This window comes from Actinomycetospora endophytica (assembly GCF_021026375.1).
Lineage (GTDB): Bacteria > Actinomycetota > Actinomycetes > Mycobacteriales > Pseudonocardiaceae > Actinomycetospora > Actinomycetospora endophytica.
Genome location: NZ_JAJNDB010000011.1, coordinates 69,451 through 96,194, shown reverse-complemented (window position 1 = coordinate 96,194; position 26,744 = coordinate 69,451). Strand labels below are relative to the sequence as shown.

At 72.9% G+C, this 26,744-nt stretch carries 28 protein-coding genes; 11 read left to right on the top strand and 17 right to left on the bottom strand.

Going from position 1 to position 26,744, the window contains the following annotated elements; translation table 11 throughout:
- Positions 1-4: 4 nt before the first annotated feature.
- Genes LQ327_RS32960 through LQ327_RS32950 form a run of 3 tightly spaced genes read right to left on the bottom strand, consistent with a single transcriptional unit; the run spans position 5 to position 4,082 of the window.
- The gene (locus LQ327_RS32960) at positions 5-898 is read right to left on the bottom strand and encodes an alpha/beta fold hydrolase (RefSeq protein ID WP_230740906.1); all 894 of its coding nucleotides are present in this window, start codon (positions 896-898) and stop codon (positions 5-7) included.
- A complete protein-coding gene (locus LQ327_RS32955; RefSeq protein WP_230740904.1) occupies positions 895-2,577 on the bottom strand; it encodes a PHA/PHB synthase family protein in 1,683 nt (560 codons plus the stop codon). The genes LQ327_RS32960 and LQ327_RS32955 overlap by 4 nt, the downstream gene beginning before the upstream one ends.
- On the bottom strand, positions 2,577-4,082 hold the full coding sequence (locus LQ327_RS32950; RefSeq protein ID WP_230740902.1) for a long-chain-fatty-acid--CoA ligase: 1,506 nt from the start codon (positions 4,080-4,082) through the stop codon (positions 2,577-2,579). The genes LQ327_RS32955 and LQ327_RS32950 overlap by 1 nt, the downstream gene beginning before the upstream one ends.
- A gap of 147 nt (positions 4,083-4,229) precedes the next feature.
- Between LQ327_RS32950 and LQ327_RS32945 the strand changes: the two genes are divergently transcribed.
- Positions 4,230-5,435, top strand: a complete 1,206-nt coding sequence (locus LQ327_RS32945) for a PucR family transcriptional regulator (protein WP_230740900.1) — start codon at positions 4,230-4,232, stop codon at positions 5,433-5,435.
- Between the two features lie 119 nt (positions 5,436-5,554).
- On the opposite strand, the gene LQ327_RS32940 is transcribed toward LQ327_RS32945, so the two are convergent.
- Positions 5,555-7,102 carry a long-chain-fatty-acid--CoA ligase gene (locus LQ327_RS32940; RefSeq protein ID WP_230740898.1) on the bottom strand — a complete coding sequence of 516 codons (1,548 nt, stop codon included), beginning with the start codon at positions 7,100-7,102 and terminating at the stop codon, positions 5,555-5,557.
- Between the two features lie 92 nt (positions 7,103-7,194).
- Between LQ327_RS32940 and LQ327_RS32935 the strand changes: the two genes are divergently transcribed.
- Positions 7,195-8,130: a cyclase family protein gene (locus LQ327_RS32935; protein WP_230740896.1), complete on the top strand. Its 936-nt coding sequence runs from the start codon at positions 7,195-7,197 to the stop codon at positions 8,128-8,130.
- Between the two features lie 36 nt (positions 8,131-8,166).
- Here the strand turns inward: LQ327_RS32935 and LQ327_RS32930 are convergent, their stop codons facing one another.
- A complete protein-coding gene (locus tag LQ327_RS32930) occupies positions 8,167-8,964 on the bottom strand; it encodes an HAD family hydrolase (protein ID WP_230740894.1) in 798 nt (265 codons plus the stop codon).
- Complete coding sequence (locus tag LQ327_RS32925) at positions 8,961-11,405, bottom strand: phosphoribosyltransferase domain-containing protein (protein ID WP_230740892.1); 2,445 nt, start codon at positions 11,403-11,405, stop codon at positions 8,961-8,963. Before LQ327_RS32925 ends, LQ327_RS32930 begins: the two co-directional genes overlap by 4 nt.
- A 99-nt stretch (positions 11,406-11,504) precedes the next feature.
- On the opposite strand from LQ327_RS32925, the gene LQ327_RS32920 reads away from it, so the two are divergent.
- Entirely contained in the window at positions 11,505-11,774 is a 270-nt protein-coding gene (locus LQ327_RS32920) for a DUF2277 domain-containing protein (RefSeq protein WP_230740890.1), read from the top strand.
- Here LQ327_RS32920 and LQ327_RS32915 read toward each other — a convergent pair.
- The gene (locus LQ327_RS32915) at positions 11,762-12,508 is read right to left on the bottom strand and encodes a hypothetical protein (protein WP_230740888.1); all 747 of its coding nucleotides are present in this window, start codon (positions 12,506-12,508) and stop codon (positions 11,762-11,764) included. The genes LQ327_RS32920 and LQ327_RS32915 overlap by 13 nt on opposite strands.
- 165 nt (positions 12,509-12,673) lie before the next feature.
- Between LQ327_RS32915 and LQ327_RS32910 the strand changes: the two genes are divergently transcribed.
- The gene (locus LQ327_RS32910) at positions 12,674-13,171 is read left to right on the top strand and encodes an RDD family protein (RefSeq protein WP_230740886.1); all 498 of its coding nucleotides are present in this window, start codon (positions 12,674-12,676) and stop codon (positions 13,169-13,171) included.
- Between the two features lie 18 nt (positions 13,172-13,189).
- On the opposite strand, the gene LQ327_RS32905 is transcribed toward LQ327_RS32910, so the two are convergent.
- Positions 13,190-13,795: a dihydrofolate reductase family protein gene (locus LQ327_RS32905; RefSeq protein ID WP_230740884.1), complete on the bottom strand. Its 606-nt coding sequence runs from the start codon at positions 13,793-13,795 to the stop codon at positions 13,190-13,192.
- A gap of 179 nt (positions 13,796-13,974) precedes the next feature.
- Between LQ327_RS32905 and LQ327_RS32900 the strand changes: the two genes are divergently transcribed.
- The 5 genes from LQ327_RS32900 to LQ327_RS32880 all read left to right on the top strand — a co-directional run bounded on the left by LQ327_RS32900 (position 13,975) and on the right by LQ327_RS32880 (position 17,740).
- Complete coding sequence (locus tag LQ327_RS32900) at positions 13,975-14,313, top strand: PadR family transcriptional regulator (RefSeq protein WP_230740882.1); 339 nt, start codon at positions 13,975-13,977, stop codon at positions 14,311-14,313.
- Positions 14,310-15,284: a hypothetical protein gene (locus LQ327_RS32895; RefSeq protein ID WP_230740879.1), complete on the top strand. Its 975-nt coding sequence runs from the start codon at positions 14,310-14,312 to the stop codon at positions 15,282-15,284. The genes LQ327_RS32900 and LQ327_RS32895 overlap by 4 nt, the downstream gene beginning before the upstream one ends.
- Before the next feature lie 106 nt (positions 15,285-15,390).
- Positions 15,391-15,993, top strand: a complete 603-nt coding sequence (locus tag LQ327_RS32890; RefSeq protein ID WP_230740878.1) for a hypothetical protein — start codon at positions 15,391-15,393, stop codon at positions 15,991-15,993.
- Positions 15,994-16,029: 36 nt separating this feature from the next.
- The gene (locus LQ327_RS32885; protein ID WP_230740876.1) at positions 16,030-16,428 is read left to right on the top strand and encodes a hypothetical protein; all 399 of its coding nucleotides are present in this window, start codon (positions 16,030-16,032) and stop codon (positions 16,426-16,428) included.
- A 103-nt stretch (positions 16,429-16,531) separates the two neighbouring features.
- Positions 16,532-17,740 (top strand): ferritin family protein, encoded by a 1,209-nt coding sequence (locus tag LQ327_RS32880; protein WP_230740874.1) that lies wholly within the window; start codon positions 16,532-16,534, stop codon positions 17,738-17,740.
- On the opposite strand, the gene LQ327_RS32875 is transcribed toward LQ327_RS32880, so the two are convergent.
- From LQ327_RS32875 to LQ327_RS32860, 4 genes are all read right to left on the bottom strand, one after another.
- Positions 17,694-18,839 (bottom strand): MFS transporter, encoded by a 1,146-nt coding sequence (locus tag LQ327_RS32875; RefSeq protein WP_230740872.1) that lies wholly within the window; start codon positions 18,837-18,839, stop codon positions 17,694-17,696. The two genes, LQ327_RS32880 and LQ327_RS32875, sit on opposite strands and share 47 nt — an antisense overlap.
- Positions 18,836-20,227, bottom strand: coding sequence for an MFS transporter (locus LQ327_RS32870; protein WP_230740870.1), 1,392 nt, complete (start codon positions 20,225-20,227; stop codon positions 18,836-18,838). Before LQ327_RS32870 ends, LQ327_RS32875 begins: the two co-directional genes overlap by 4 nt.
- A 2-nt stretch (positions 20,228-20,229) precedes the next feature.
- A complete protein-coding gene (locus tag LQ327_RS32865) occupies positions 20,230-20,559 on the bottom strand; it encodes a hypothetical protein (protein WP_230740868.1) in 330 nt (109 codons plus the stop codon).
- Between the two features lie 61 nt (positions 20,560-20,620).
- Positions 20,621-21,679, bottom strand: coding sequence for an alpha/beta hydrolase (locus LQ327_RS32860; RefSeq protein WP_308286417.1), 1,059 nt, complete (start codon positions 21,677-21,679; stop codon positions 20,621-20,623).
- A gap of 30 nt (positions 21,680-21,709) precedes the next feature.
- Between LQ327_RS32860 and LQ327_RS32855 the strand changes: the two genes are divergently transcribed.
- Together LQ327_RS32855 and LQ327_RS32850 are read left to right on the top strand one after the other, a co-directional pair.
- A complete protein-coding gene (locus LQ327_RS32855) occupies positions 21,710-22,897 on the top strand; it encodes a PucR family transcriptional regulator (protein WP_230740866.1) in 1,188 nt (395 codons plus the stop codon).
- Positions 22,898-22,984: 87 nt separating this feature from the next.
- Complete coding sequence (locus tag LQ327_RS32850) at positions 22,985-23,539, top strand: GNAT family N-acetyltransferase (protein WP_230740864.1); 555 nt, start codon at positions 22,985-22,987, stop codon at positions 23,537-23,539.
- 69 nt (positions 23,540-23,608) lie between these two features.
- Here LQ327_RS32850 and LQ327_RS32845 read toward each other — a convergent pair whose 3' ends face one another.
- The 5 genes from LQ327_RS32845 to LQ327_RS32825 form a co-directional block, all read right to left on the bottom strand.
- Positions 23,609-24,367, bottom strand: a complete 759-nt coding sequence (locus LQ327_RS32845) for an LLM class flavin-dependent oxidoreductase (protein WP_230740862.1) — start codon at positions 24,365-24,367, stop codon at positions 23,609-23,611.
- Between the two features lie 95 nt (positions 24,368-24,462).
- A complete protein-coding gene (locus LQ327_RS32840) occupies positions 24,463-24,903 on the bottom strand; it encodes a hypothetical protein (protein ID WP_230740860.1) in 441 nt (146 codons plus the stop codon).
- Complete coding sequence (locus LQ327_RS35140; RefSeq protein WP_230740859.1) at positions 24,900-25,535, bottom strand: alpha-ketoglutarate-dependent dioxygenase AlkB; 636 nt, start codon at positions 25,533-25,535, stop codon at positions 24,900-24,902. The genes LQ327_RS32840 and LQ327_RS35140 overlap by 4 nt, the downstream gene beginning before the upstream one ends.
- Positions 25,532-25,771: a DUF1272 domain-containing protein gene (locus tag LQ327_RS32830; protein ID WP_230740856.1), complete on the bottom strand. Its 240-nt coding sequence runs from the start codon at positions 25,769-25,771 to the stop codon at positions 25,532-25,534. The genes LQ327_RS35140 and LQ327_RS32830 overlap by 4 nt, the downstream gene beginning before the upstream one ends.
- Positions 25,772-25,798: 27 nt before the next feature.
- The gene (locus LQ327_RS32825) at positions 25,799-26,626 is read right to left on the bottom strand and encodes an isocitrate lyase/PEP mutase family protein (protein WP_230740854.1); all 828 of its coding nucleotides are present in this window, start codon (positions 26,624-26,626) and stop codon (positions 25,799-25,801) included.
- Positions 26,627-26,744 lie beyond the last annotated feature (118 nt).

Sequence of the window (26,744 nt, the reverse complement as noted above, 5' to 3'; positions counted from 1 at the left end):
GCACTCAGCAGGGTCGACACGGTCGTTCCCGCGGGTCTTTCTCGATGGCGGACTCGGACCCGAGGAAGGCGTCGATGACGGGCGCGAGGTCCTCGGGATCGGTGAGCAGGTGCAGGTGCCCCCCGCTGTAACGGTGCACCACGGCTCGCGGCAGCAGTGCTCCGAGGATCGCCGAGTTGGCGGGCGGGATGATCGGGTCGTCGTCTCCCGCCAGGACCAGGGTCGGTTGCCGTATCAGCGGCAGGAACGGGAGGCTGCTCCAGCCGGCGATCGCCGCGAGCTGGTGCAGGTACCCCTTCGCGGTGGTGGGGACGGGCGCACGATGCAGCGCCGACATCGCGGCCTCCGGGTCCACCCGGGCCCTGCCGCCGTAGAGCTCGCCGGCGAACCGGACGGCGTAGCCGGGGTCCCGGTGCCGGCGCGGGGTGAGCATCCGGCCCAGGACCCGAGGTCGCGCGGGCACCATGAGGGTCCCGGTCCCGGTCGCGACGAGCACCACCCGGCGGCATCGACCCGGGTACTGGAAGGCGAGCTGTTGGGCGAGCCCGCCGCCCCAGGAGATGCCGAGGACGTCGAACCGCTCGTGCCCGAGCTCGCGCAGCGCATCCGCGAGGAGCCGCGCGAGCACGCCGTACCGGTACGGCCACCGGCTCGGCGGGGAGGCACCGACCCCCGGAGGGTCGAATCGGACGAGCGGCCGGTCCGGGGCGAGCTCGGCGACCAGGGGGTCGAACAACGCGTGCGGCGACCCGATCCCGGAGCACAGCAGCAGCGGCGGCCGCCCGGGTTCGCCCGGGCGGCGGGTGAGCGCGAACCGGTACCCGAAGCGGCCATGTACCGACGTCTGATCATCCGTGTCGAATCCGGAGCCCGGGTCCTGTCCGGCTGACGGGTTCACGTGGCGCGGACGTAGCTGCCGGGCGCCTCACCGAGCACCGGGTGCGCCACGCCGTCCCGGACGTCGGGGGCGGGGACCTCGGCCCCGCTGCGCTCGCCGAGCCAGGCGCTGAGGTCCGGCCACCACGAGCCCTCCACGCGTTCGGCGGCGGCCGACCACCCCTCGGGGTCGCCCGGCGTGTGGTCCCCGACGCGGAAGTGCGTGCGGGTGTTCCCGGGCGGGTTGACGATCGAGGCGATGTGCCCGCCCGACGACAGCACGAACCTGACCTTGCCGCCCAGCAGGCGGCTCGTCGCGTAACACCCCTGCCACGGGCACAGGTGGTCGGTGGATCCGGCGGTGACGTAGGCGTCCACGCCGACCACGGACAGGTCCACCGGGGTGCCGAGCATGTCGGCTCCCCCCTCGACGAGCGCGTTGCGCTGGGCGAGACGGATGAAGTCGCGATGCAGACCGGCCGGCATCCGGGTCGTGTCGGCGTTCCAGAACAGCACGTCGAACGGCTTCGGCGAACGCCCCAGCAGGTAGTTCTCGACCCAGTAGTTCCAGATGAGGTCGTTCGGCCGCAGCCAGGCGAACACCTCGGCGAGAGACCTGCCGTCGAGGTAGCCGTGGACCGCCGATGCGCGGATCGCGGCTTCCGCGGCGGCGGGGGTCAGGAGCGCACCGGGAAGCCCGCCGTCGGCATGGTCGAGCACCGCCACCGAGAAGGCCGCGGCCGCGATCCGGTCCTGCTCCCCCACGGCGGCCAGATGGGCGAGGACCATCGCGCTCAGGATGCCCCCGGAGCACAGGCCCAGCATCGACGTCCGCGTCGAACCGGCGGCCTCCCGCGCGGCGTCCAGGGCCTCGACGATCGCCGCGCCGTAGGTGTCGAAGCCCCACGAGGCGTGCCGGACGTCCGGGTTCCGCCAGGAGATCATGAAGACCTGGTGGCCCTCCCCGACCAGGTACTCGACCAGGCTGCGTCCCGGGGCGAGGTCCACCACGTAGTACTTGTTGATCGTCGGGGGAACGACCACGAGCGGAGCCTCCCGCACCTCGTCGGTCGTGGGGACGTAGCGGATCAGCTCGAACACCGGTGTCCGCAGGACGACCACGCCCGGGCTCGCGGCCAGGTCCCGCCCGACGTCGAAGGCGTCCGGTTCCACCATGCGCGGCACCCTGGGCGCGGTGGCGACGTCCCGGACGAGGTTCCGGACGCCCGTGACCATGTTGGCGCCACCGGTGTCGATCACCGCCTTGAGCGCCCGCGGGTTGAGCAGCGGGTTGTTGCTCGGCGCGAGCGCGTCGACGGCGTTGGACACCGACAGCGACACGCGCTGCGCGTCGGCCTCGGGGAGCTCGACGTCCTCGACCAGTGCCTCGGCGGCGTGCCCGACGGCGAGATGGGTCTGCATCGCCCGTCGCAGCACCGGGTTGCCGCTCCACGCGTCGTCCGAGAACCGTCGATCGCGCGCCTCGGGCTCGGTCGTCGAGGTCCCGACGACGATCCGGCCGAGCTCGGCGACGAGGCCGCGACCACGTCGCACGACCGTCTCCGGTCGACGGGCCAGGGCCGCCGCGAACCGCACCGTCGAGGCCCGCGGCAGCATCGAGCGCCATCCGCCCCGCGTGGCTTCGGCGAGCAGGAGGTCGAGGGGGGCTCCCGCCTCGACGTCGTCGTCGTGGTCGGCCATCAGCCGACCACCACGTCGTCGGGAACGACGACGTCGCGGTGCTGGATCTTGCCCGTCGGGCCCTTGGGCAGCTCGTCCACCTGCCAGATGTGGCGCGGGTACTTGTACGGGGCCACCCGTTCCTTGCAGAACGCCCGGATCGCGTCGGGATCGAACTCCGCGTCCGGGGCGATCGCGACCGCCGCCCCGACCTCCTCGCCCAGCGACGGGTGCTTCAGCCCGATGACGGCCGCCTCGGCGATGGCCGGGTGCTCGTAGAGCACCTCCTCGATCTCGCGCGGGTAGACGTTGTACCCACCGCGGATGATCAGCTGCTTCTTGCGGTCGACGATGAACAGGTAGCCGTCGTCATCGGCGCGGGCGAGGTCACCGGTGCGGAACCACCCGTCCGGGATCGACTCCGCCGTGGCCTCGGGCCGGTCGAGATAGCCGGCCATGAGGCACTCGCCCCGGACCGCGATCTCCCCCACCTCCCCCGGGGCGACATCGGCACCGTCCTCGCCGACCACCCGGACCTCGACCCCGCGGACAGGTGTCCCGATCGAGCCGACCCTGCGCTCCTGGTCCGGCTGGTTGAACGAGACGATCGGGGACGTCTCCGACAGCCCGTAGCCCTCGAGGATCGCGCACCCGAACGTCTCCTCGAAGCCGCGCAGGACCTCGCCCGGCATCGCCGCGCCGCCGGAGAGGCAGGTGCGCAGGCTGGAGGTGTCGTGGGACCCGGCGTCCGGGACGCCCATCATCGCCGAGTACATCGTCGGCACGCCCTCGAAGACCGTCACGCGGTGCCACGAGATCGTCTGGAGCGCGCGCCCGGCATCGAACCGCGGGAGCAGCGCCAGCGAGGCCCCGGAGAGCACGGCCGCGTTCAGGCCGCAGGTCAGGCCGAACACGTGGAACAGCGGCAGGCACCCCATGATCACGTCATCGGGGGTGGCCCGGATCAGGGTCTCGGCCGCCGTGCGGGCGTTGCTGGTCAGGTTCGCGTGCGTGAGCATCGCGCCCTTCGGCTGCCCCGTGGTGCCGGAGGTGTACAGCACGACCGCGAGATCGTCGTCGGTGCGCTCGGCGACCGACGGACCTTCCTCCGCGGGCTGTCCGGAGTCGTCGAGCTGCCCGGAGTCGGCGAGCTCGACCACCGGCAGGTCGCGGGCCCCGGCGGTCTCGCGGGCCGCTCCCGCGACACTCTCGGCGGCCACGACCGCCCGCGCGGAGGAGTCCTCCAGGTAGTAGTCGATCTCCCGACCGGTGAGCAGCGGATTCATCGGCACCACCGCGCATCCGGCCATCAACGCGCCGTAGAACGCGACCGGGAACGCCGGCACGTTGGCGGACACGAGGCCCACCCGGTCGCCGGGCGCGAGCCCGTGGGCGCGCAACCGCGCAGCCACCGCCGCAGCTCGTTCGGACAACTCGTCGTACGTGATCGTCTCGTCGCCGACCAGCAGAGCAGCCGCCCCGCCTCGGTCGCGCGCCTGGTCGACCAGATGTGCTGCCAGGTTCATCGTGTGCCACCTCTCCCCGTCGGCCGAGACGATGTCGCATGTCACGTCCCACGTCATTGGTCATGGGACCAAGCACGGTGTCACCGGGAACAAGCAGATCCTCGGAGATGTCGCCGCGGCGCGACCCGTGCCTCCTAAGGTGTCGCGATGGGACAGGCGGCACCGACGGGCAGCGAGGCCGCCGTCGCGCGGGTGGTCGAGGGCGTCCGAGGACGGATGCCCGATCTGCTGGCATCCGTGATCGACCGGATCCACGACGAGATCCCGGTCTACGGCCGCGACGATGTCGTCCCGGCCGAGGACCTGCGCGCCTCGGTCACGAACAATGTCGACTTCATCGTCGCCGGTCTGTCCGGGACGGGCACGGACGCCGACCTGCGCGCCGTGCGGACCACCGGCCGCGCCCGCGCGGCACAGGGCACCCCCCTCGTGGACGTGCTCAGCGCCTACCGCGTCGGGTTCGCGGAGATCTGGTCGCGGATGCTGGCGGTCGCGCGGGAGTGCGCCGACGTCCCCGACGCCGTGCTGGTCGACCTCGCGCACACCGTCTTCGAACTGCAGAACGCCTACTGCGACGCCGGCATCGCCGCCTACCGCGACGAAGCCCGCCTCCTCGCCCGGACCCAGGAACGCGAGCGCGCCGTCCTCGTCGAGGCGGTGCTCGCAGGACAGTCCACCCCGGGAATGCTCTGGGAGGTCGCCCAGGCGCTGCAGCTACCCCTCGTCGGGGCGTTCCTCGTCGTGGTGGCCCGTGCCCGGTTGGGTCACGACCCGATGCCGAGGATCGAACAGGCCCTCTCCGTCGCGGAGATGAGCTCGGTGTGGCGCCTCGAGGCCGAGAGCTGCCTCGGGATCGTCGCCCTCGGCGACCGGTCCCGCGCGGAGTCCGCGCTCACGATCCTCCGCCGGAACGCCTCCGGGTCCGGCGGAGTCAGCCCGGTGTTCATGGAGCTGCGTCAGGCCGCCTGGGCCCTGAGTCTCGCCCGGCTCGCCCTGGAGGGCTGCCAGGGGAGCCAGGGCGTGGAGCAGTTCCACGAACGGCCGCTCAACGTCCTGCTGGCCGCCGCGCCCCAGGCCGCGCTCGGCGCCGCGCAGGAGGTCCTCGGCGAGCTCCTCGAGCTCCCCGCCGACGACCGGAACACGCTGTTGCAGACCTTGGAGGCGTGGATCGACTCCGGCGGCTCGGCCCAGGAGACGGGCAAGGTCATGTTCTGCCACCCCAACACCGTCCGCTACCGCCTCCGCAGGATCGAGACGTCGACCGGCCGATCGCTCACCGACCCGACCGACTCGGCCGAGCTCGTCAACGCGATCCGTGCGTGGACACAGATGCCGCGGACGGCCGGGACATGACGGGCTCCGGGTCGCGGACTGGCTCGTGGGGTCGGTCCGGGCAGGTGGCGGCGTGGCTCGTCGTGGACGGTCCGTCGCTGCGCCAGTACGGGACCCCGACGACCGTCGGCGGGCGCCGGTCACCGATGTTGATCGGCGGCCTGGGCGAACTGCTCCCGCAGCGTCTTCTTGACGACCTTGCCACCGGGATTCCGCGGCAGCGCGTCCACGTGCCGCACGTGCCGAGGGCGCTTGTAGGCCGCCAGGTGCTCGCGCGCGAAGGCCTCGACCTCGGCGTCGGTCGGCGCGTCATCCGGGTCCCGCGCGACGACGACCGCCAGCGGGGTCTCGCCCCACCGGTCGTCGGGCACACCGATCAGCGCCACCTCGACGATCTTGGGGTGCCCGGACAGCACGTTCTCGACCTCGGCGCAGTAGATGTTCTCGCCACCCGAGATGATCATGTCCTTCACCCGGTCGACCACGTACAGGTACCCGTCGTCGTCCTCACGGACCAGGTCGCCCGAGTGGAACCACCCGCCGCGGAACGCCTCGGCGGTCTCCTCGGGCTTGTTCCAGTACTCGGTCATCACCATGGGACTGCGATAGACGATCTCGCCGACCGTTCCGCGCGGGACGTCGTTCATCTCCTCGTCGACGACGCGGACCTCGACCCCGATCATCGGGGTCCCGATCGAGCCGATCTTGCGGATCGAGTCCTCGCCGCGCAGGTAGGTGGTCACCGGGCTGCACTCGGTCTGCCCGAAGGCCGTGCAGACCTCGGCCTGCGGGAACGCGGCGATCATCGTCTTCAGGAGCGTGGTGGAGGCCGGGGCCGCACCCCACGAGATCCGGCGCAACCGGGACAGGTCCTGCCCGGCGAGATCGGGCACGGCGCAGATCGCCTGCCACTGCGCCGGCACCATGAAGCACGAGGTGACGCCCTCCTCGACGAGGGTCCGCACGGTCGCCGTCGGGTCGAAGCTCCCCGACGGCGGGATCACGACGGTGCCGCCGGTGATCAACGCCGGCAGCATCCCCGACAGCCCGGCGATGTGGAACAGCGGCGCCGCGGACATCCACACGCGGTCGTCGCCCTCGAGCCCCAGCGTCGCCATCGAACTGAAGGCGTGCAGGTAGAGGTTGCGATGGGACAGCACCGCTCCCTTGGGGAACCCGGTCGTCCCCGAGGTGTACATGATGAACGCCGCCGCGTCGTCGCTCACCGGCTGCTCGCGGTACACCCCGGACGCCTCGACGTCGTCATCACCCAGGGTCATGACGACGGCCGCCCCGGGGGCGGCGCGACGGGCCTCGTCGACGACGTCGGTGAACTCCTCGTCGCGGAGCACGACGGTGGCACCGCTGTCGGCGAGGACGTAGGCGATCTCGTCGGCGACCATCCGGAAGTTCACCGGCACCGCGATGGCGCCGACCCGCAGCGCGGCGAGCCAGGCTTCCACGACGTCGGTGCTGTTGCGCCCCAGCACCGCCACCCGGTCACCCGCCTCGACACCGCGGGCCGACAGGACGTTGCCCAGCCGGGTCACCCGCTCGTCGACCTCCCGGTAGGTCCGTCGCGAGCGGGCATCGACGAACGCGGTGTCCTCCGGCCCGCGTCGTGCGCTGCGGGCGAGCATGTCGCTCATCGTCATCCCGCGCCCGGTGATCGACCCTGATCCCGTCATCGGTCTCCTCACTGCGTCGTGCCCCGAAGCATCTTGCTGTCTCCCGGCCGTGACGAGAACCCTGTACGCGTCCGAGGATCTAGTGTCGGCCGATGACCACCCAGGACGACGTGCTCGGGTACTTCGACACGCTGTCCAACTGGGGACGCTGGGGTGACGACGACGAGCTCGGCACCCTGAACCACATCACCGACGACGTCCGGCTGGCGGCCGCCCGCGCCGTCCGCCACGGCCGGAACGTGTCGTGTGCATGGGAGGTCGCCGTTCCGCGCGACATGGAGCGGTCGACGACGGCGTGCCCGTGCGCCGCCGACATGCCCGGTGCCGAGAACATGCCGGGGCGCTTCCACGACGACCGGCGCTGGGGCTTCTCGTCCGAACGGCTCGGCATCACGTTCCACGGCAACACGATCACCCACGTCGACGCGCCGTCCCACCTCTTCTGGGACGGCACGATGTACAACGGGCGCTCGCACTCGTTGGTCGAGGCCGACGCCGGCACGGCGTGGGCCGCGGTCACGGCCGCCGCGCACGGGATCGTCAGTCGCGGCGTGCTGCTGGACATCGCGAAGGTCCGCGGCGTGCCCTGGTTGGAGCCGGGCGAGGGTGTCCTCCCCGACGACCTCGAGGAGGCCGAGCGCCGCCAGGGCGTCGTCGTCCGGCCCGGCGACGCGGTCCTGCTCCGGACCGGATACGGGCGCGCCCGGCACGAGACCGGTGAGCCGATCGGTCTCGCCCAGGCCGGCTGGCACGCGTCCTGCCTGCCGTGGTTGCACGAACGCGAGGTCGCCCTGATCGGCGCCGACACCCCGCAGGACGTCCAGCCGTCGGGATACGGCGACGTGCTCATGCCGGTCCATGCCGTGGGCCTCGTCGCGATGGGTCTGTGGCTGCTCGACAACTGCGACCTCGAGGAGTGCGCGACGACGGCCGACGAGCTCGGCCAGTGGGACTTCCACCTCGCCGTCGCACCGATCCGCTTCGCCGGCACGTCCGGCAGCCCCGTCAACCCGATCGCCACCTTCTGATCCCGGGCCCGCCGTGCCCAGGATCGGCCCGGGTGCTCAGCGCACCGCCCGCGCGAGCAGCCAGCGGACGATCTCGTGTCCCGCCCGCACCCCGGTGCCGGTGGTCGTGACGACGTGGTCCGCCGCCCATCCGTCCGCGTACAGGCGCCCGTCGGACGGATGGATGCCGGCGTCCGCCGCGGCCAGCATCTCCGCGTCGAGGGGAGAGTCGCCCGCGGCGAGCAGGTGGGTCGCCCCGACCCGGCGTCGGACCTCCTCCACCGCGGCGCACTTGCCCAGGGCCGCGGGCAGGAGGTGCACCTTGTCGCCGTGCACGACGGTCCGCCACCCGCGCGCGGCGCACTCCGCGCTCAGCTCGTCGAGGCCGACGGCCGGTCGGGCACGAGCGACGACCAGGACTCCGTCGACGACGCGCGGCGGGACGTCGGTGTCCGAGGAGAGGCGGTCGAGGTGCCGGGTGACCAGGTCGGCGATCTCGACCGGCGGGGCCACCCCGGCGAGCAGGACCTCGATCCGAGCTGCCCACGCCGGGTCGCGGACGCCGTCGACGAGCAGCACCCCGCCGTTCGCGCACACGGCATGGCGCGGGACGAGCCCGAGCCGCCCGGCCAGGTCCAGCCGCCGGTACTCCGCGACGGATCGGGTGGTGGCGGGAACCCAGACGACCCGGCGGGCGAGTTCGCCCAGGGTCGCCGCGGTCGAGCGGAGCAACGACGCCGTCGCCACAGAGCCACGGCGCTCGAGACAGACGAGTTCGCGCGGCCGGGCAGGGCCGGCGACGCGGGCGGAGTGCACCACGGTGCGGTCCAGGTCGGTGGCGACGAGCGTCGTCATCGCGGTCCGGGCGCCGATGCCCTGTGGGTGCGCCGCGAGGTGGGAGGACGGAGGACAGCGAGGCAGCGGTACGGCGACGGGATTCCGGCGAGCCGGCCGGGCAGGGTCCGGACCGGGACGTCGCGTTCCACGCACAGCTGTCGGACCGGGTCCAGCTCGCCACCGGCGTCGGGAGCCAGGTAGACCGCGGCGGGGTCACGTCGCAGCAACGCCCGGAGGGTCTCGCCGCACCCGGCCCGCACCCGCTGCTCTCCGTCGAGCCCGAAGGAGCGCGCGAACGCGGCGAGGTAGCGGACGCCCCGTTCGTCGCCGACGGGGCCCTCGCCCGGGGCCGTCGGGTCCCCCGGGAACCACGCGCTGACCGCGTCGAGGAACCGGGCGGTGCGGTCGGTCCCGCTGAGCTCGGCGTAGAACTTCGCCCCGTGGTAGGCGCCCGGCGCGATCAGGTCGGCGCGGGCGACGGTGCGGGACACCAGACCGGAGACCGTGGCGTTCAGGCATGCGTGCGGCACGAGGAGGTCCTCCCGGGTCCCGTGCAGCGGTGTGACGTGGGCGGGGTCGGCCAGGACGGCCACGGTCGGGTCGAGCGCCCGATCGGTCCGGAGCGCATGGCGCACGAGGTCCGCGCTCACCTCGCGGAGGATCCCGCCCGATCCGGTCCACCCGTCCACGAAAGCCAACGAGGCGGGGTCGTGCGCTGCGGTCAACGCCTCGAGCGCCGCCCGGTCCAGTCCGCGCCCGCGCACGACGCTGATGGCGTAGTGCGGCAGGACCACGCCGCGCACGGTGCGGGCCCAGCGGCGGACCAGCGCCCCGACGGGGGTGCCCGCCCGCGCCAGCGACACCAGGACCGGCGCCCCGTCGTGACGGGCGAGCAGCCGGTCGGCGAGCAGACCCACCGCTGCCGCGGTCGCGGCCGCCGTCCGTTCGAGGGTCCGTTCGACCAGCTCGGCGTAGTCCGGACTCGGCGGTCGTTCCTCGGGAAGGCTGTCCGAGTAGTGGATGGCTCCCCGGCCGAGGGCCGCCTCCCGCGCCGCGGTCGGGGTCTCCAGTGGGTGCTGGGAGACGTCACTGAGCAACCAGCCCACCTCGTCGGGCGCGAAGCTGCCGAATTCCGGGCCGCGGCGCACCGGCGCACCGGCCGCGTCCGGGTGTGCGGCGCGTACCGGTCTGGGTTCGCGGCAGGGCGCGACGGCCACGAGCGTCCGTCCGGCGACGGTGCTCAGCCGGGCCAGGAGCCCGTCGGCATCGCGGAGGCTCGCGGTGTCCGCGGCCGAGTCGATGATCAGCACCACGGTGTCGTAGAACCCCGCGCCGGGCGCCCCGAGGTTGTAGACGAACCGCTCCGCCGCCGCGCCGGTCGCGGTGTCGTGTGCGGCGAAGCCCAGCCCCGAACGCACGGGATAGCCGGGCAGGTCCCGGGCAACCACCGGGGAGCGGCTCGTGGCGCCCACCCGGACGTCCAGGCCACGGGCCGCAAGGGCTTCGCCGAGCCGGACCGGGAGATAGTGGAGCTCTTCGCAGCCCAGCACCAACACCCGTCCCGGCTCTGGTGGCAGGGCTTCGCACAACGCCGTCGCCGCGGACGGGACGGCGCGGTCCACGAGGGCCCGTCCGGCGCGATCGAGGCCGTGTCTCGCACTCTCCGCCGCGTCGCCGAGACGTAGCCGGACGCTGGTGACATCCCCGTGCCGACGACCGCCGCTCGGCCGGGCAACCGCGTCGGGCCCGTCCGCGAGCTCACGGGCGGCCCGCTCGAGGACGGCCGCCGGCGAGGTCAGCGTCGCCCGCGTGAGGGCGACGACGTCGATGCACACCCCCAGTTCGCGGGCAACACGGGGAATCTCGGTGTCGTCCTGATCGCGGAGATCGGCCAGCGTCGCCACGACATAGCGGTGACGGGGCAGTCGGTGATGCAGCGAGCGCACCGTGGCCGCCACGGTGCGCCCCGTCGAGAGCTCGTCGTCGACCAGGACCAACGGCCGATCGGGAGTCCAGCGACCGGGGTCGTCGGGGACGAGGAAGTGGTGCGGGGCGTGGCTGTGCACCTCGTCGAAGGTCGCGAGAACCGCGGCGCCGGCCACGGTCCGGCGCGTCGTGTGCACCACGTAGTCGGCGTCCAGCGCGTCCGCGACGAGATGGCACAGCCCCGTGGCGTTCTCGGCGTACCCGACGACGACGGGGCTGCTCGACGCGCTCGACGAGGAGTCGAGACGGTCCCGCACCCGTCGAGCGAGGCGGTCGGCCACCGCACGGACCCGGTCCGGCTCGACGGGGACGAGCTTGCCCAGCACCAGCGACACGGGCAGGTGAGCCCGCCTCGGGTTGCGACGCAGGGCCAGACCGACCATCGCGCAGAGCGGCTCAGCCTCCTGGTCGGGTCCGACGACGAGCCCGAGCGCGTCACGCACGCCTACGCCCAGCCACGGCTCGTCACCCACAGTTCTTGTTCCTGCCACACGCCACGGCTGTTGACCACCCCTCGGCGCGCTCGGTTCGAGCGGCTACCCGGCCCGTGCTCGGTGCGGCACGATCGCAGGATGTGCCGCAACATCCGGGTCCTGCACAACTTCGAGCCTCCGGCCACCGAGGACGAGGTGCACGAGGCCGCCCTGCAGTTCGTGCGCAAGATCAGCGGAGCGGCGCGCCCCTCGAAGGCCAACGAGGACGCCTTCGCCCGGGCCGTCGCCGAGATCACGACGAGCACCCGCACGTTGCTCGACGAGCTGGTCACCACCGCTCCGCCGAAGGACCGCGAGGTCGAGGCGAACAAGGCGCGGGAGCGGGCCCGGGAGCGCTACGCCCGCTGATCAGCGGCGACGAGAGTCCGATCGGGGAGCTGGGGATCCCCGTGCCGGCCGGCCGCGCGCAGACGGCGGACCCAGATCGTCAGTCCGGCCAGCGCCACGAAAGCCACCACACCGGTCACCAGGTACTGCCACGACCGGAAGCCCTGCCCGTAGAAGCCGGCGGTCGCGGCCCACCACAGCGGGATCATGAGCGCGAACGACCCGTAGATCACCGGGGACTGCGCGACCGCGGAGCGCCGACGCAGCACGAGCGGGACGGCGAACAGGGGGATGACGTACAGCGTCGTCGCCGCGAGCGCCTGGTAGAGCGGGTCGTCCCAGATCGTCTTCTGGTACTCCCACGCGAGCACGACCATCACCGCGCCGCCCACCAGCAAGGCGTTCCACTGCGCCTGGGTCCCGCCCGGCAGGTACTCCTTGCGCCCCACCCGTGAGGCCTGCGCCAGGAAGACCAGCTCCAAGAGGAACGCCACCACGAGGCCGACCCAGAACAGCTTCAGGAACCAGTGGTCGTAGGTGCCGAACCAGAGGTCGAAGCGCACGACGACGCCGAGATCGTGCGCGAGCCAGAGGAACGTGCACGGCAGCGGGATGGAGATCCAGCCCTCGCGACGTGTCATCAGGACGGCGGTGACCATGGCGACGTCCTGCAGGATCTGGGCGGCCCCGAACAGCAGCAGGATGACGACGGTGTGGTCGTCGATGGCGGCGAGGATCAGCCCCGGGTCGTACACGAGTGCTCCTGGATCCTCGATTTATGAGCTTTGGAGTGTCAGAACATAGGGCGCACGTCTCACACCGTCAACGTCGACGCCCGGGCCGGTCGATCGAGGCGGATTCCCCCGATCTCGGTACATCGGGCCCGGCCGCGACCGTGAGGAAACGGGCACGCTGCTCCCATGGTCGACACCAGCAGCGGGGCGGTCCTCGAGCTCGGCGCCACGCGGGTCAGCGTCCGGCGCATCGTCCAGTACCCGCTGGACCTCTTCCTCGCCGGTCTGGTCCTGGCCGTCATCGGCCTGGTCGGGGACGCCGTCGCGCCCGGCGCGGGATTCGAACAGCTCCACGGCGGGTTCGCCGAGACCCCGCGGCTCGTCGCCCACGGCGGCGGTTGGCCGTCCCTGATCGCCGTGATCGCCACGGTCGCGGTCTGGCTGATCGCCTTCGTCGCCGTCCCGTCCCGCGACGGTCGCACCCTGGGCATGCGCCTGCTCGGCCTGCGGATCCGTCGCGTGGACGGCGGAGTCCCGTCGACCGGGCAGTACCTCGGCCGGGCGCTGCTGCTCGTCGTGGACACGTTCATGGCGGGCCTGCTCGGCCTGATCGTCATGCTCTGCTCCCGCCGGCGCCAGCGGGTCGGCGACCATGCGGCGGGCACCGTCGTCGTGCGGGCATGAGGACCGTCGCTCTCCCGGTCAGGCCCCCGTCCCTGTTCCACTGACGTGCAGGGTGGGCCGATAGATCAGCTCCTGGATGTCGCCGTCGAGGGTGCGGTGCTCCAGCAGCTCGAGGTCGAAGTCGGCGGCACCGCCGAGGACCGGGACGGTGCCGGTCCTCCCCGTGATCACCGGGAAGATCGTCACCTGGACGCGGTCGACCAGACCGGCCGCCATGAGCGCCCAGTTCAGCGACAGGCTGCCGTGCGAGCGCAGCGGCACGTCGGACTCCTGCTTGAGCCGGCCGACGACGTCGACGGCGTCGCCCTGCGCGACGGTCGCGTCCGGCCAGTCGAGGGGCCCGTCCAGCGTCGAGGACACCACCGTCGCCGGCATGGCCCGCATCCGGGTCACCCAGGGGTCGCGCACGTCGTCGCCCTCGGAGCTCGAGGCCAGCATCTCGACGAACTGCCGGAACGTGGTCGCCCCGAAGACCATCCGGTGCTCGGCGTCGAACGAGCGCAGGCGGTGCTCGAGGAGTTCGGGGCCCTGCTTGCCCCAGTAGCCGCCCCAGTCGCCGTCGCCCCCGTAGGAGCCGTAACCGTCGAGGCTGGAGAAGACGTCGAAGGTGTAGGTGGCGGTCATGGTGTCCTCCGCGGGATGGGCGACCGACCCGTTGCCGGTCTCTCACCCAACCCACGAACGGGCCGGGCCCCGTTCGACATGGCCTGCCCGCGACTTCCGGGAGCTCGCGCCGATGGCCACACCATGGTCGACATGATGCATCGTTCTGCGATATATATCGGGGTGTGGCACGACGATCGATGTCCGAGCAGACGTTCCTGGTGCTGACCGCGCTCGCGGACGAGCCGATGCACGGCTACGGCATCGTCCGCGCGGCCGAGGAGCTCTCCGAGGGGCAGGTCCGACTGCGGGTGGGGACGCTCTACGGGGCGCTGGACCGGCTGGTCGCCGACGGCCTCATCGAGCCCGACCGCGAGGAGATCCACCAGGGCCGGCTCCGTCGCTACTACCGGATCACCGACGCCGGGCTGTCCGAGCTGGTCACCGAGGGCTCGCGACGCGAGGCCTCGGCCCGCGTCGCCCTGGACCGCGTCCGCGCACGACGACCCCGCCCGGAGACCGGAGGGAGCACCGCATGACCCGCCTCGAGCAGCGCTACCGCCGCCTGCTGCGCGTCCTGCCCGCGTGGTACCGCGCCGAGCGCGAGCGGGAGATGGTCGACGTCTTCCTGGAGTGCCGCGCCGACCGGGACAGCGCGGACCTCGACGCCGAGTACGGCTGGCCCGGGTGGAGCGAGACCGCGGCGGTGGCCGGGCTCGCGGTACGCACCCGGGTGGGCGGGCACGCCGCCCCGTCCGGACCACGTGCGGTCGGCGACACGATCCGCGCCGCCGCCGGCATCGCCGTGCTGCTCAACGCCGCCGGCGCCGCGACCACCGTGCTCTGGCAGGTGGTGGCGACCCTCGTCGGGCCACCGGAGGCCGCGGTGGTCACCGACTCGCTCCTGCACCCGCTCGGCGCGGGTGGCTGGTGGGCCACCCTCTCGTTGGTCCTGCGGCTCTGCTGGTTGCCGGCCTGGACCGCCCTGACCTCCCAGCGGCGACGGTCCACGCTCCTGCTCGCGGCCGCTGCCTGCACGCCGTCCGTGGTCGGCGCCGTCAGCATCGTCGTCGAGGGGGACGGCTCGTTCGCGCTCATCTCGCTCGCGAGCTCGCTGATCGAGCTGAGCACGGTCGCGCTGCTCCTGCTCGGCTACCCCCGCGCCACGCCTCTGCCCACCGTGGCGCGGCCGTGGTCGCTGCTCGCGGGCGCAGTCGTCGTGCTGGCGGCGGTCACCCCACTGGCGCTCGTCGTCCGACAGGACTTCGCCCCGGAGGCGGCGTTCCTGCTCCTCGCCGCGGTCACTTTGGCGGTCACGCGGCGCCGCGGCCCGCTCGCGGCCGGGATCACGGTGCTCGCCGTCGTCGCGGTCGTGTCCGGGCTCCTCGATCTCGCCGCCCTCGAGGACGGGTACGGGGGCGCCCTCATCACCGTCGCCCTCGGCCTGGGCGCAGCACTCGTCGCGGCATCGGCGGCCCGCCGACCGGCCCGCGACCTCGCCGGGACCTGAGCCGCGCCGGGCGTCCTCCCCGCTGAACCAGCGGGCCCGTGCCGGTCGCCGTACGCTGGGCATTCGCGCCGGGGAGAGGCGCCAGGGGGTGGTTGCGGTGGCGTCGATGTCCGGCCCTCGGCTCGATCCCGCCCCGCTGTTCGACCTGGTCACCGGCTTCCCGCCGGACGACGCCGTCGACGTCACCGTCTCGATGCCGTTGTCGCTCGCCGTCTACATGACGATGCTCGAATCGACGGGACGCGCCGCCGAGCTGGCCGTGCTGCGGAAGATCCACATCGAGCAGGCGCGTGAGACCGCCCGTGCCATCCAGGCCGGGGTCGGCGAGCTCACGGGTTCCGAGGCCGACGTCCGGCTCCGGATCACCCACATCGTCGAGGAACGCGTGCCACGGGTGAACGGCCTGCGCCCCCACGTGCACGCCTACGTCGGCGCGACGTGCCGGACGTCTCCCGACGACGGAGAGACCCCGGTGGAGCCCGGGACGTTGACGGCGCTGGCCGACTCGAGACTGTTCCCGCAGCACCGCGACCGGCTCGCGGCCGCCACCACCGACCTCGCCGGGCTGGCATGGGGACCGACCGCGTGGTCGGCTCTCGAGGTCGTCGGACCGCGCTGGCTCGACGAACGCCTCGCGCAGCTGCGGCACGACGACCTGTCCTGTCGTGGGCCCTGGCCACGGCCCCAGATCGTCGCGGAGCCGCGGTAGCCACCCACCCGGGTCGGCTCGCACTACCGTGAGGCGATGACGGCTTTCTTCGTGCCCGGCGTGGAGCCCGATCAGGCCGAGGCCCGCTGGGTCGAGCTCGCGGATCTCGCCGAGGCTCCGGTGGTCGGCCCCGCGGACCGGGTCCGGTCGCTGCGGTTCGCCCAGGGCGTCGAGGAGTGGACCGCGGTCGTCGGGGAGCACCTGTCCGGGCTCCTGACGGCCACGACCGGTCGCCGCCGGTCGTCGGCACCGGCGTCCGCGCCTTCCCGACGGGTCTCCGACCCCGCCACCGTGCTGGCGATCTTCGACACCGGCGACGCCTACCTGGTGGTGACCGACTCGCACCCCGTCGGGCGGGTCGACGACTCGACCTGGGACAACCCCTTCTCGATCCCGCGCCGCCGGACCCGCGAGGTCGTCCGCTTCGACGCGTGACCCGGCCGTGCAGCTTGTGCAGCCATCGAGTGATGTTGAGCACATATCGTTGACGCGGTACGCGTGACCGCTTGGGGGGTCCGGCCCGGAGGAAGGGACACCGATGACGACCGCCGAACGTCCACCGACCACCACCGCCCCGTCGGAGCGCAGTGTTCCGAAGCCGGTGTTCACCGACGCCGAGGCCGGGGCGAAGGAGTTCCCCGACTCCGGTCCGGGGGCCCGCCGCTACAACTACTTCAAGCCCGCGAAGCGCAAGCAGACCCACTACGAGGACGTCACCGTCGAGGTCCAGCCGGACCCCCGCCACTACCTGACCCAGGGCTGGATCTACGGCTTCGCCGACGGCTCGAACGGCTACCCGCTGACCTGGACCAAGCTCAAGGCCTGGGGCGTCGACGACCCCGAGCCCGTGCGTGGCCCCGGGTCCGGCGGCAAGCCGGTACAGAACTGGCCGGCCCACGGCTGGCACGAGTTCCGTGATCCCAACGAGGAGTGGGAACTCACGATGTACCGGTATAACGCCAACGTCGTGCGGCAGCTGAACCAGAACATCGAGAACGCCCGGCAGAACGAGGCCTTCGACGGCTGGACCGAGAACTGGGTGCGTTTCGTCGAGCGCAACGTCGGCGCCTGGATGCACATCGAGCACATCCTCGGCCTGTACGTGTTCGCGGCCTGCAACCGTTCCGGCCCGACGAACATGCACAACACGGCGATGGCCGTGAACAGCGAGCACAAGATTCGCTTCGCGCAGGACCTCGCGCTCTACAACCTCACCCTCACCGAGGAGATCGAGGGCTTCGACGGCACCGCCCACCTCGAAGCGTGGAACTCCGACGCCGAGTGGCAGGGCGCCCGGGCGCTGTGTGAGGCGCTCACCGCGGTGGACGACGACTGGGGGGAATCGATCTTCGCGACGAACATCGTGTTCGAGCCGCTCGTGGGCGAGCTCTTCCGGTCGGGGCTGGTGATGCAGGCCGCGGCGGGCAACGGCGACTACGTGACCCCGACGGTGATGGGCGCGGGCGAGTACGACTTCGCCCAGCGTGACCTGGCGTGGACCATGGCCTGCTTCGCGCCGCTGACCCAGGACCGGGAGTTCGCCGAGTACAACAAGCAGGTCATGAGCGGATGGCTCACCCGGTGGGTGCCGCAGGCGCTCGACGCCGCCCGGAGCACGGAACCGCTGTGGTCGCTGCCCGGTGCCCGGCCGCCCCGGTTCGGCGACAGCCTCGACCAGGCCAGGAACCGGTTCACTCGGATCATGTCCGACCTCGGGCTCGACGCCCCGGCGGAGCTCTCACGCTGAGTCGCAGGACGACCGCCGTCGCCGCCGTCAGGCCCGCCGCGCCGAGCAGGACGACGCGCAGACCCGTCGTGGGGGTGAGCGCGCCGATCACCGCGGGGGTGAGGGCGGCGCTCACCGACCCGGCGAGCAGGGTGGCGGTGAACGAGGCGGCCGGGTCGTCGGGGATCAACGCGGCGGTCCAGATGGGCAGTGCGGCGGAGCCGACGGTGTTGGCGGCGCCGAACACCGCGGCGGACACGATCACGGCGGGCAACGAGCCAGCATCGAGTCCGAGCAGCGCGAGGGCGACGCCCAGCAGCAGGAGTGCGGTAACCGCGACCGCCGTCGCTCCCGCGCGCTGGGCCAGGGCGCCGGCGGCGAGCCCGGTGAATCCGGCGGCTCCGACCACGACGAAGATCGTGGGGCCCGCCGCGGCACCCAGACCGGCGCGCTCGGCCGCGTCGGTCGCGTAGGTGAAGTAGGCGGTCGCGCCGAGGAACAGCACGACGCCGAACCCGGTCGGCCACGCGATACCGCGACCGAGCCGCATCCGCCGTCGTGCGTGCGCCGGCGGCAGGCGCGGGACGACGCAGCGGTTCAGCACCGTCGCCACCAGGGAGGCCACGGCGATGACGGCCCACGTCCACCGCCACGAGTCGACGACGAGGGCGATCACGCCGACGACGACGAGGCCGGCGGCGGCCCCCGTCGTGATCCCCGCCAGCAGCCGCGGCCGCTGCCGCGGGGCCGCGACGGCCGCCACGATCGTCGAGTAGGAGGCCCAGACCCATCCGGCCGCGCTCCCCGCGACGAGCGCACCGAGCGCGAGCACGCCCGGCGAGGGTGCCACCGCGACCAGGGCACAGCCCACGGCCGCGCTCACGCCACCGAGGGTGGTCGACGCTCGCGGGCCCTTCCTCCTCGCCAGCGACGGGGCGGTCAGCAACGAGAGCAGGAACCCGGCGAACGTGCCGCTGCCGATCAGCCCGAGAACCGGTTCGGACACGTCGAGTGCGCTCCGGATCGCGGGCAGGGTGAGCCCGTAGACGTAGCGGGCCATCCCGAACGTCACGCCCATGACGGCGCCGCCCGCGAGCCCGAGCCGCCACCCGGTGGTCACCGCACGATTCCCGGGCGGATCAGCAGTCCGGCGACGACGGCCGCCACGGCAGCGAGGGAGGCCGCGATCGCGGCGACCGCGCTGACACCGGCGACTCCCACCCCGCCGGACACGGCGAGGCCGAGGACGGTGACGCCGACGGTCACGCCGATCGGGCGCGCGGTCTGGAGGACGCCGGACGCCATCCCGCTGCGGGAGGCAGGGACCCGATCCAGGGCGAGCTGGGTCAGCGGCGTCACGGTCAGACCGGTCCCGAGTCCGGTGACGACCATCCCGCCGGCGACCCCGAGCAGGCCCGCCCCGGCATGGACGCCGACGACCAGCAGCACCATGCCGGCGGCGATCAGCGCGAGCCCGGTGGTCGGCACCCGAGCGCCCGGGAACCGTGTGACCAGGTGCCCGGAGATCGGCGACATGATCATGTAGGGCGCGATCGTCGGGAGGAACACGAGTCCCGCCTCGAAGGCGTCGAGCCGCAGGGCCCCCTGGAGGAACAGGCTCAGGTAGACCAGCATCCCGAAGTACGCCCCGGCGCCCAGCGCCAGCGCGGCGGTCGCGCCGGCGAAGGTGCGGTCGCGGAAGAGCCGGAGGTCCACGACGCCGTCGTGCAGGCGGCGCTCGACCAGCGCGAAGGTGACCAGACCGGCGATGCCGAGCACGGCGGCCACCGCGACCTCGGCGTGCATCCAGCCGATCTCGCCCCCGCGCAGCGCGGCGTAGAGCAGAGCGCCCAGCCCGACGGTGAACGTCACGACGCCGAGGTGGTCGAACCTCGGGCGCTCCCGGCCCTGCGAGTCGGCGAGCGTGGGGAGGATCGCCCGGGCCGCCACGGCGAGGAGCAGCGCGGCCGGCACGTTGACGAAGAACACCGACCGCCATCCGACGAGGTCGGTCAGCGCGCCGCCGACCAGCGGGCCGACGACGAAGGACGACGCGCCGAGCGCCGCGTACGTGCCGAGGGCCCGTCCCCGTGCCGGAGACGGGTAGAGGGTCGCCACCACGGCGAGCCCGCTCGCGGTGACCACGGCGGAGGAGGCGCCCTGCACGGCGCGTGCCACGTCCAGGACGAGCGCCGAGGGCGCGACGCCGCAGGCCGCGGAGGACGCGGCGAAGGCGAGCAGACCCGTCACGAAGACCCGACGACGGCCCAGCCGGTCGCTGAGGTTGCCTGCCGTCACCAGGAGAGCCGCGCTGAACAGCGAGAACGCGTTGATGACCCACCCGACCTCGCTCAGCCCGGCGGCGAGGTCGTGCTGGATGCCCGGAAGGGCCAGGTTGACCGCCGTCGTGTCGAGACCGGCGAGGAAGGCGGAGCCGGCAGCGATGGGGAGCGCGCAGCGGACGGCACCACTCATCGCCGGGGCGTCCAGGGTCTCGGGAGCTCGCATGGTCACACCACCCCCGTCGGGGGCTGGGTGCGGCGCGCCAGCACGACGACCGCAACCAGTCCCGGAAGGCACGGCAGGAGCCCGAGCAGCCCGAGACCCACCAGGTAGGCGGTGATCGCGGAGGCTGCGGGCGGCGCGACCCCCGTGCCGGCGTAGGCCGCCCGTAGGTGCGCCGCGAGAGATCCGACCGTGAGCTGGTCGACGACGGGCACGGCGAGCGCGACGAGGGTGAGGGTGAGGCCGACGGCCATCACCGGGATCGCGCGCCGTGGCGGTGATGACGAGGTGGTGTGGGATCGCGCCGTCGTGGGTGACGGCCGCGTGGTGGACATCGGTGACTCCTTCGTGGATTCGGCCGCCTCGGGCGGCCGGGGCGGACGGGGTCGTGCGTGGTCACGCGTCGAGGCCGCGGCGAAGAACGGCGCCGAGCTCGGCGATCTGGCGCCGGGACACGTCGGCGGAGAGGACCGCCTGCGAGCCGTGGAACGTGCCGGCCCACTGGTGCAGTTCGACCGGGACGCCCGCGCGCAGCAGGTTCAGGGCGTACTCGATCGCCTCATCACGATTCGGGTCGAATTCCGCCGTCGCGACATAGGCCGGCGGCAGCCCGGAGAGGTCGTCGGCCCGAGACGGAGCGGCGTACACGGAGGCCGGCGCGGTGTCCAGATAATGCCGCCACGAGGCCGCGACCTTGTCGTGCGTCATGAACGGGGTGTCGATGAAATTGCGGGCCGACCAGGTCTGCTGACTGTCGTCGAGCTGCGGCTGATTGAGCAACTGGAATCCGATCGGCGGTCCCTGCCGATCGCGGGCCCGCAACGCCACCGCGGCGGCGATCCCGGCTCCGGCGGCGTGCCCGCCGACCGCGACACGGTCGGAGCCGGCGCCCAGTTCGCCCGCGTGCTCCGCCGCCCAGGCCATCACCGCGTAGGCGTCGTCGAGGGCTGCCGGGAACGGATCCTCAGGCGCTCGGCGGTAGCCCACCGAGATCACCACGGCACCCGAGCCCTGCGCGACCCGCACCGCCCAGGGGTGTTCCGTCTCCAGATCACCCATGACGAACCCGCCGCCGTGCAGCCAGACCAGGACGCCGTGCGCCCGGTCCGGGCGATAGATCCGTACCGGTACGTCCGGCCGGGCGGGCACCGAACGGTCCTCGATCTCCATCCCCGCGGTGTCGGGTGCGGGTGCCGCCGCGGCGAGGTCGGCCAGGGCGCCGCGCGCGGCGATCGGGTCGCTCAGGTCGGCCACGGGGAACAGCGGGACCGCACTCTCGAGTTCGGCCGCGACACGCCACGTCGTCGCGTTGTCGGTCATTTCGTCACTCCTGTCCCGGCGCCGATGTTCTTGACGAATGGAGCCTGACGTCGGGCCGAGACCGGTCGCTATGCGGAATCCGCAGGCTTGCGACGCGGATTTGCGCTCTGCCGAAGGCGCTGCGGCGCCTAGCATCGATTCGCCGCCGTCTCGGGAGGAGCTGGGGTGCGCGCGACGATCACGACCGGGATCGACGGGACGCTCCGCGTCGTCGCCCGTCGGCTGCGCGACGAGATCGACGATCTGGTCGCCACGATGCTCGCCCGGATGCGCGACGAGGCGCCGGACTTCGACACGGCGTCGCGGCCCGAGCTCGCGGACGGGCTGCGGGAGTCGTGCTACGGCAACATCCGCGCCGCGCTGGGGGCGCTCGGCGACGACCGGCAGCCGCCGCGCCACTCCCCCGCCGAGGCTGTCGACGTGGCGCGCGCGACGGCCCGGGCCGGCATCGCCCTGGAACCGCTGCTCCACACCTACCGGATCGGGCACGCGGTCGTGCTCGAGCGGTTCTTCGCCCTCATCGAGGAGCTGGACCTGACCTCGGCGCAGCGACACAGCGCCACGCTGATCGGGTCGAAGTACCTGTTCGCCTACGTGGACCGTGTGGTCGGCGAGGTGTCCGCCGAGTACGCCACCGAGTGCCAGCGGGTCAGCCGGAGCAGCATCCAGCGGCGGGTCCAGCTGGTGCGCGACGTGCTCGGCGGGGCCACCGTCGACGGCACGGAACTCGGGTACCGCCTCGAGCAGGAACATCTCGCCGTCGTCGCCACCGGGCCGGCCGCCGACGCATCGCTCCGCGACCTGGCGCGCCGCCTCGAACGGCAACTGCTCACGGTCGCGATGACCGACGACACCGTCTGGGCCTGGCTGGGCTCGACGCGTCGCCACGAACCCAGCTCGTCACGCGTCGATCCATGGAGCGCGGGCGACGACCGGACCCGGTACGCCGTCGGGGAGCCGGCGCGGGGGATCTCGGGCTTCCGCGACAGTCACGAGCAGGCCCTCGCCGCCCACCGGGTGGCCAGGCACCTGCCCGCGCTCGTGACCCACTACGACGACGTCGCGCTCGAGGCCGCGCTCCTGCACGACGTCCACGCCGCCCGCCATTTCGTCGACCGCGAGCTGGGCCCGTTGACCGCGTCGGACGCGCGGACCCGCCTGCTGCGCGAGACCCTCGGGTGCTACCTCCGGTCCGGCCTCAACGCAGCGGCGACCGCGGCAGTCCTGCACGTCAGCGACCGCACGATCGCCTACCGGATCCGGAGCATCGAGGAGATGCTCGGGCGCAGCGTCCTGTCCCGGAGCGGCGAGCTCGCCGCCGCCGTCCGGGTGCACCGGGTCCTGTACCCCTGAGCCGCGACCGGGCCGCCCGTTCGGCCGGCAGCGATCTCAGTGGATCTCGGTGGCCCGCGGCGCCGCTCGTCGGACATGCTCGGCGCGATGAGTGAGCTGGTGGCCATGCCGCGCCTCGACGACGGCGAGATCGTGTTGCGAGCGTTCGAGCGTCGCGACGTGCCCGTGGTGCTGCAGGCCGGCAAGGACCCACTGATCCCGTTAATCACGACCGTGCCTGCCCCGGGCAGCACCGACGAGGCGCTCGACTGGGTGGATCGCCAGCACCAGCGGCTGCGCGACGGGCTCGGCTACTCGTTCTGCGTCGCGAGGGCGCTCGACGATCGCGCCCTCGGCCAGATCGGCGTGTGGCCGCATCGTCATGGACACGGCCGGGCGGTGATCGGCTACTGGATCGCGCCGGAGTTCCGGGGCGCCGGCGTCGTGACGAGGGCACTGCGGCTGGTCAGCGCCTGGGGCGTCGACCACCCCGGCGTCCATCGCCTCGAGCTGTACGTCGAGCCGTGGAACGAGGGCTCGTGGCGGGCCGCCGAGCGCGTCGGGTTCCTCCGCGAAGGGTTGATGCGGCGCTGGGAAGCGGTCGGCGACGAACCGCGGGACATGTTCATGTACTCGCTGCTGCCCGACGATCCTCGCGGCTGAGGACGCTCACCCTCATTCGGTCCCGCCACCACGTCCTTCGCGGGCCGGCATCGCCGAGCTCCCGAAACCTCAAGGCGTCTGCGTGAAGAGCGCCCGCACGCGCTCCGGGTCCGGACCTCCCGGCTCGATGAGGACGACGGCGTCGTCGAAACCGGCGTCGGCGTAGCGCGCGAGGGCCTCGCCGGTCGGCCCGAGGTCGCCTCCGGACACCGGGACGGCGCACACGATCGCCCGTCCGCCGCCGGCGGCCCGGTACCGGTCGTGGGCGGCGACGATCTCGTCGACGGTGCTGCGGTACCCCGACGCCAACCAGCCGTCGAACTCCCGGGCGGCGCGCTCGACGTTGGCGCCCCACGAGCCGAGGAGAAGCGATGTCCCGGCGGCGGCGCTCGTTGGCAGGGCGAGGTCGGCGTCCTCGTCCCGCCCGTCGGCGAGCAGGCCACGCAGCCGCGTCACGTTCTCCCGGAAGACCCGGAACCGCCCGGCGTGGTCCCGCTCGAGCGCGTCGTAGTCGTCCTTGGTCGATCCGGGGCTGACGCCGAGGGTCAGCCGGTCGCCGCAGACCGCGGCGAGCGACAGGATCCGGTGGGCGAGATCGGCGGGATGGTGCAGCGGAACCTGGAGGGTGGCCGTCCCCAGCTCCACGTCCTCGGTGACCGTGGCCGCCGCCGCCAAGGTCACGAACGGGTCCGGCACCAGGAAGCCGCGCCCGATGATCTCGGGGGTCCAGAGGCTCTCGAACCCGGCACCGACCAGCCGTCGTGCCCACTCGGCGGTCGCGTACGGCGGAGCCGGCGACAGGTGGACGAGGGTCGCGCCCAGACGCATGCGCGGTCCGTCCCTTCGATCACCGGCGATGACACGGGTCGGCGCGAGTCTAGGGTCCGGGCGGCCGTCGCCGGACGATCAAGGTCCCCGGACGTTCAGTCGGCGACGAGCTCGAGCCAGCGGACGGGTGGGAAGCGATCACCGGTCAGGAGCTGGAAGACGACGGCGTCCACGGCGGTCCGCGGACCGATCCGTGTCTCGTCGGGCTCGGCGGCGCCCGGGTCCCGGACGTGGGTGAACCCGACGTCGCGATCGAGACGGCCCACCCGGTCGTCGATCGCCGCGAACACCGCGCCGTCCTCGTGCACCAGCACCCGGCTGCGCTCCGGGTCGCCGATGAGCAGCTGGACGAGGATCGGGCGTCCCGCCGCGACCCCGACAGGATGCAGATCGAGCTGGATCGCGGCGCCCTGATCGAGGGCGAGCAGCTCCACGAGGTCCACGACCGCCTCGAACTCGGGGAGAGTGCTGACGAGGATCCGGGTCGGCTCGGCGTCGGTCGGGACACCGAAGTACAGCTCGACGGGCCGGATCACGGCGTGGGTTCGGGAGCGAAGTTGACGCTGATCCGCGGCCCGGCCGGGGTCGACTGCTTCGGCACGGAATGGCGCCAGTCGCGCTGGGCGCGCCCGCCCATCACGACCAGGTCGCCCGACACGACCGTGAGCGACGTGCTCCTCCCGCCCTCGGCGGGCTTGATCAGGAACCGCCGGGTGGCGCCCAGGCTGAGGACGGGCACGATGCTCGTCTCCTGGGTCTTCCCGACGGTGTCGCCGTGCCAGCTCGTCGAGTCCCGGTGGGTGCGGTAGAGGTTGATCCACAGCGAGCGGTACGAGGCCCCGTAGTGGCTGCCCAGCGTCGCCGCCACGGTGCGCAGCATCGGGAGCGGGGCGTCGTCGACGTCCGGGTACTCCGCGGTCAGGCGCGGCTCGATGACCTTCTGGGAGTACATCCACCGCGACCGGTGCTCCCAGCCGGCGGCGGCCAGGACGTCGTCGAACACCTGCTGGCTGCCGGAGAGCCACCCGTGGACGTGCTCGATCCACGACGTCCCGTCGAGCTCGATCCGCTCGGCGGTGGTGAACCCCTCGTCGACGGCGGATTCGACGGCGTCGAACAGGTCGCCCTGGACGGCGAGCGCGGGGATCGCGTCATCGGACACGGTCACGCCTCCACCGGTGGGTGATAGGTCCGCTCGGTCGTCGCCGGGAACCGGTCGAGCAGTGCGGTCGCGCGCGCCGGCCGCGGGGTGAATCCCCCGCCGCAGTTCGGGCAGCGGCCCTCCAGCGGGCCCTCGGCGCAGGACGCGCAGAACGTGCACTCGAAACTGCAGATCCGCGCCTCGGGCGACTCGGGAGCGAGGTCGGCGTCGCAGCGCTCGCACCCCGGGCGCATCTCGAGCATGGTCAGGAACTCCTCTCGGGAAACGCGTCAGCGCGCGAACGCCCCGTTGATCGCGCCGAAGTCGTCGGCGCCGGCGAGTGAGTCGTAGGTGCCGCTGGTCAGGGCCTCGGCCGCGGCCCGCCGGGCCAGCGAGTACGCGGCCTGCGAGACGGCCTGGCCGAGGCTGATGCGGCGGACGCCGGTGGCCCGCAGGGTCGCGACGTCCGGCGCGCCCGGGCCCACCATGACGTTGACCGGGAGGGATGCCTTCCCGGTCAGCGTGGTGAGGACGTCCAGGTCGAGCAGGCCGGGCACGAAGAGGCTGTCCGCGCCGGCCTCGGTGTAGGCGGCGGCCCGGGCCAGGACGTCCTCGAGACGTCCGTCGGGCTCGCCGATCCCGAAGAGGAACACGTCGGTCCGGGCGTTGATCACCAGACCCGGCAGCCCGGCGTCCGCGGCCGCCTCCCGGGCGGCGCGGATGCGCGCGGCCTGGGCGGCCGGGTCGAACAGCGGGCCGCCCGGTGCCCGCGAGTCCTCCAGATTGATGCCCACCGCACCGGCCCCGATCACCGCGCGGACGGTCGCCGCGACCGCGTCGGGGTCCTCGCCGTAGCCGCCCTCGACGTCGGCGCTCACGGGCAGCTCGACGGTGGACACGATCCCGGCAACCGCGGCCACCATCTCGTCCCGGCTCAGGTTCTGGCCGTCCGGGCGGCCCTGGGCCCAGGACACCCCGGCGCTGGTGGTGGCGACGGCGGGTGCGCCGGCGGCTTCGATCATGGCCGCGCTCCCGGCGTCCCACGCGTTGGGCAGCACGAACGTCCCGTCCTCGTGCAGCGCCCGGAAGGCGGCGGCCTTGGCGCTCTGATCGACCATCGGTCAGGTCCTCTCGCGATCGGGACCACCCATGCTGTCGACGCCCGAGCACCCTGACGAGGTGGCGGACCGCCGAATGTGCGCACTTTCCCGCCAGCCCGGTTGTCCTCGCGCGGAA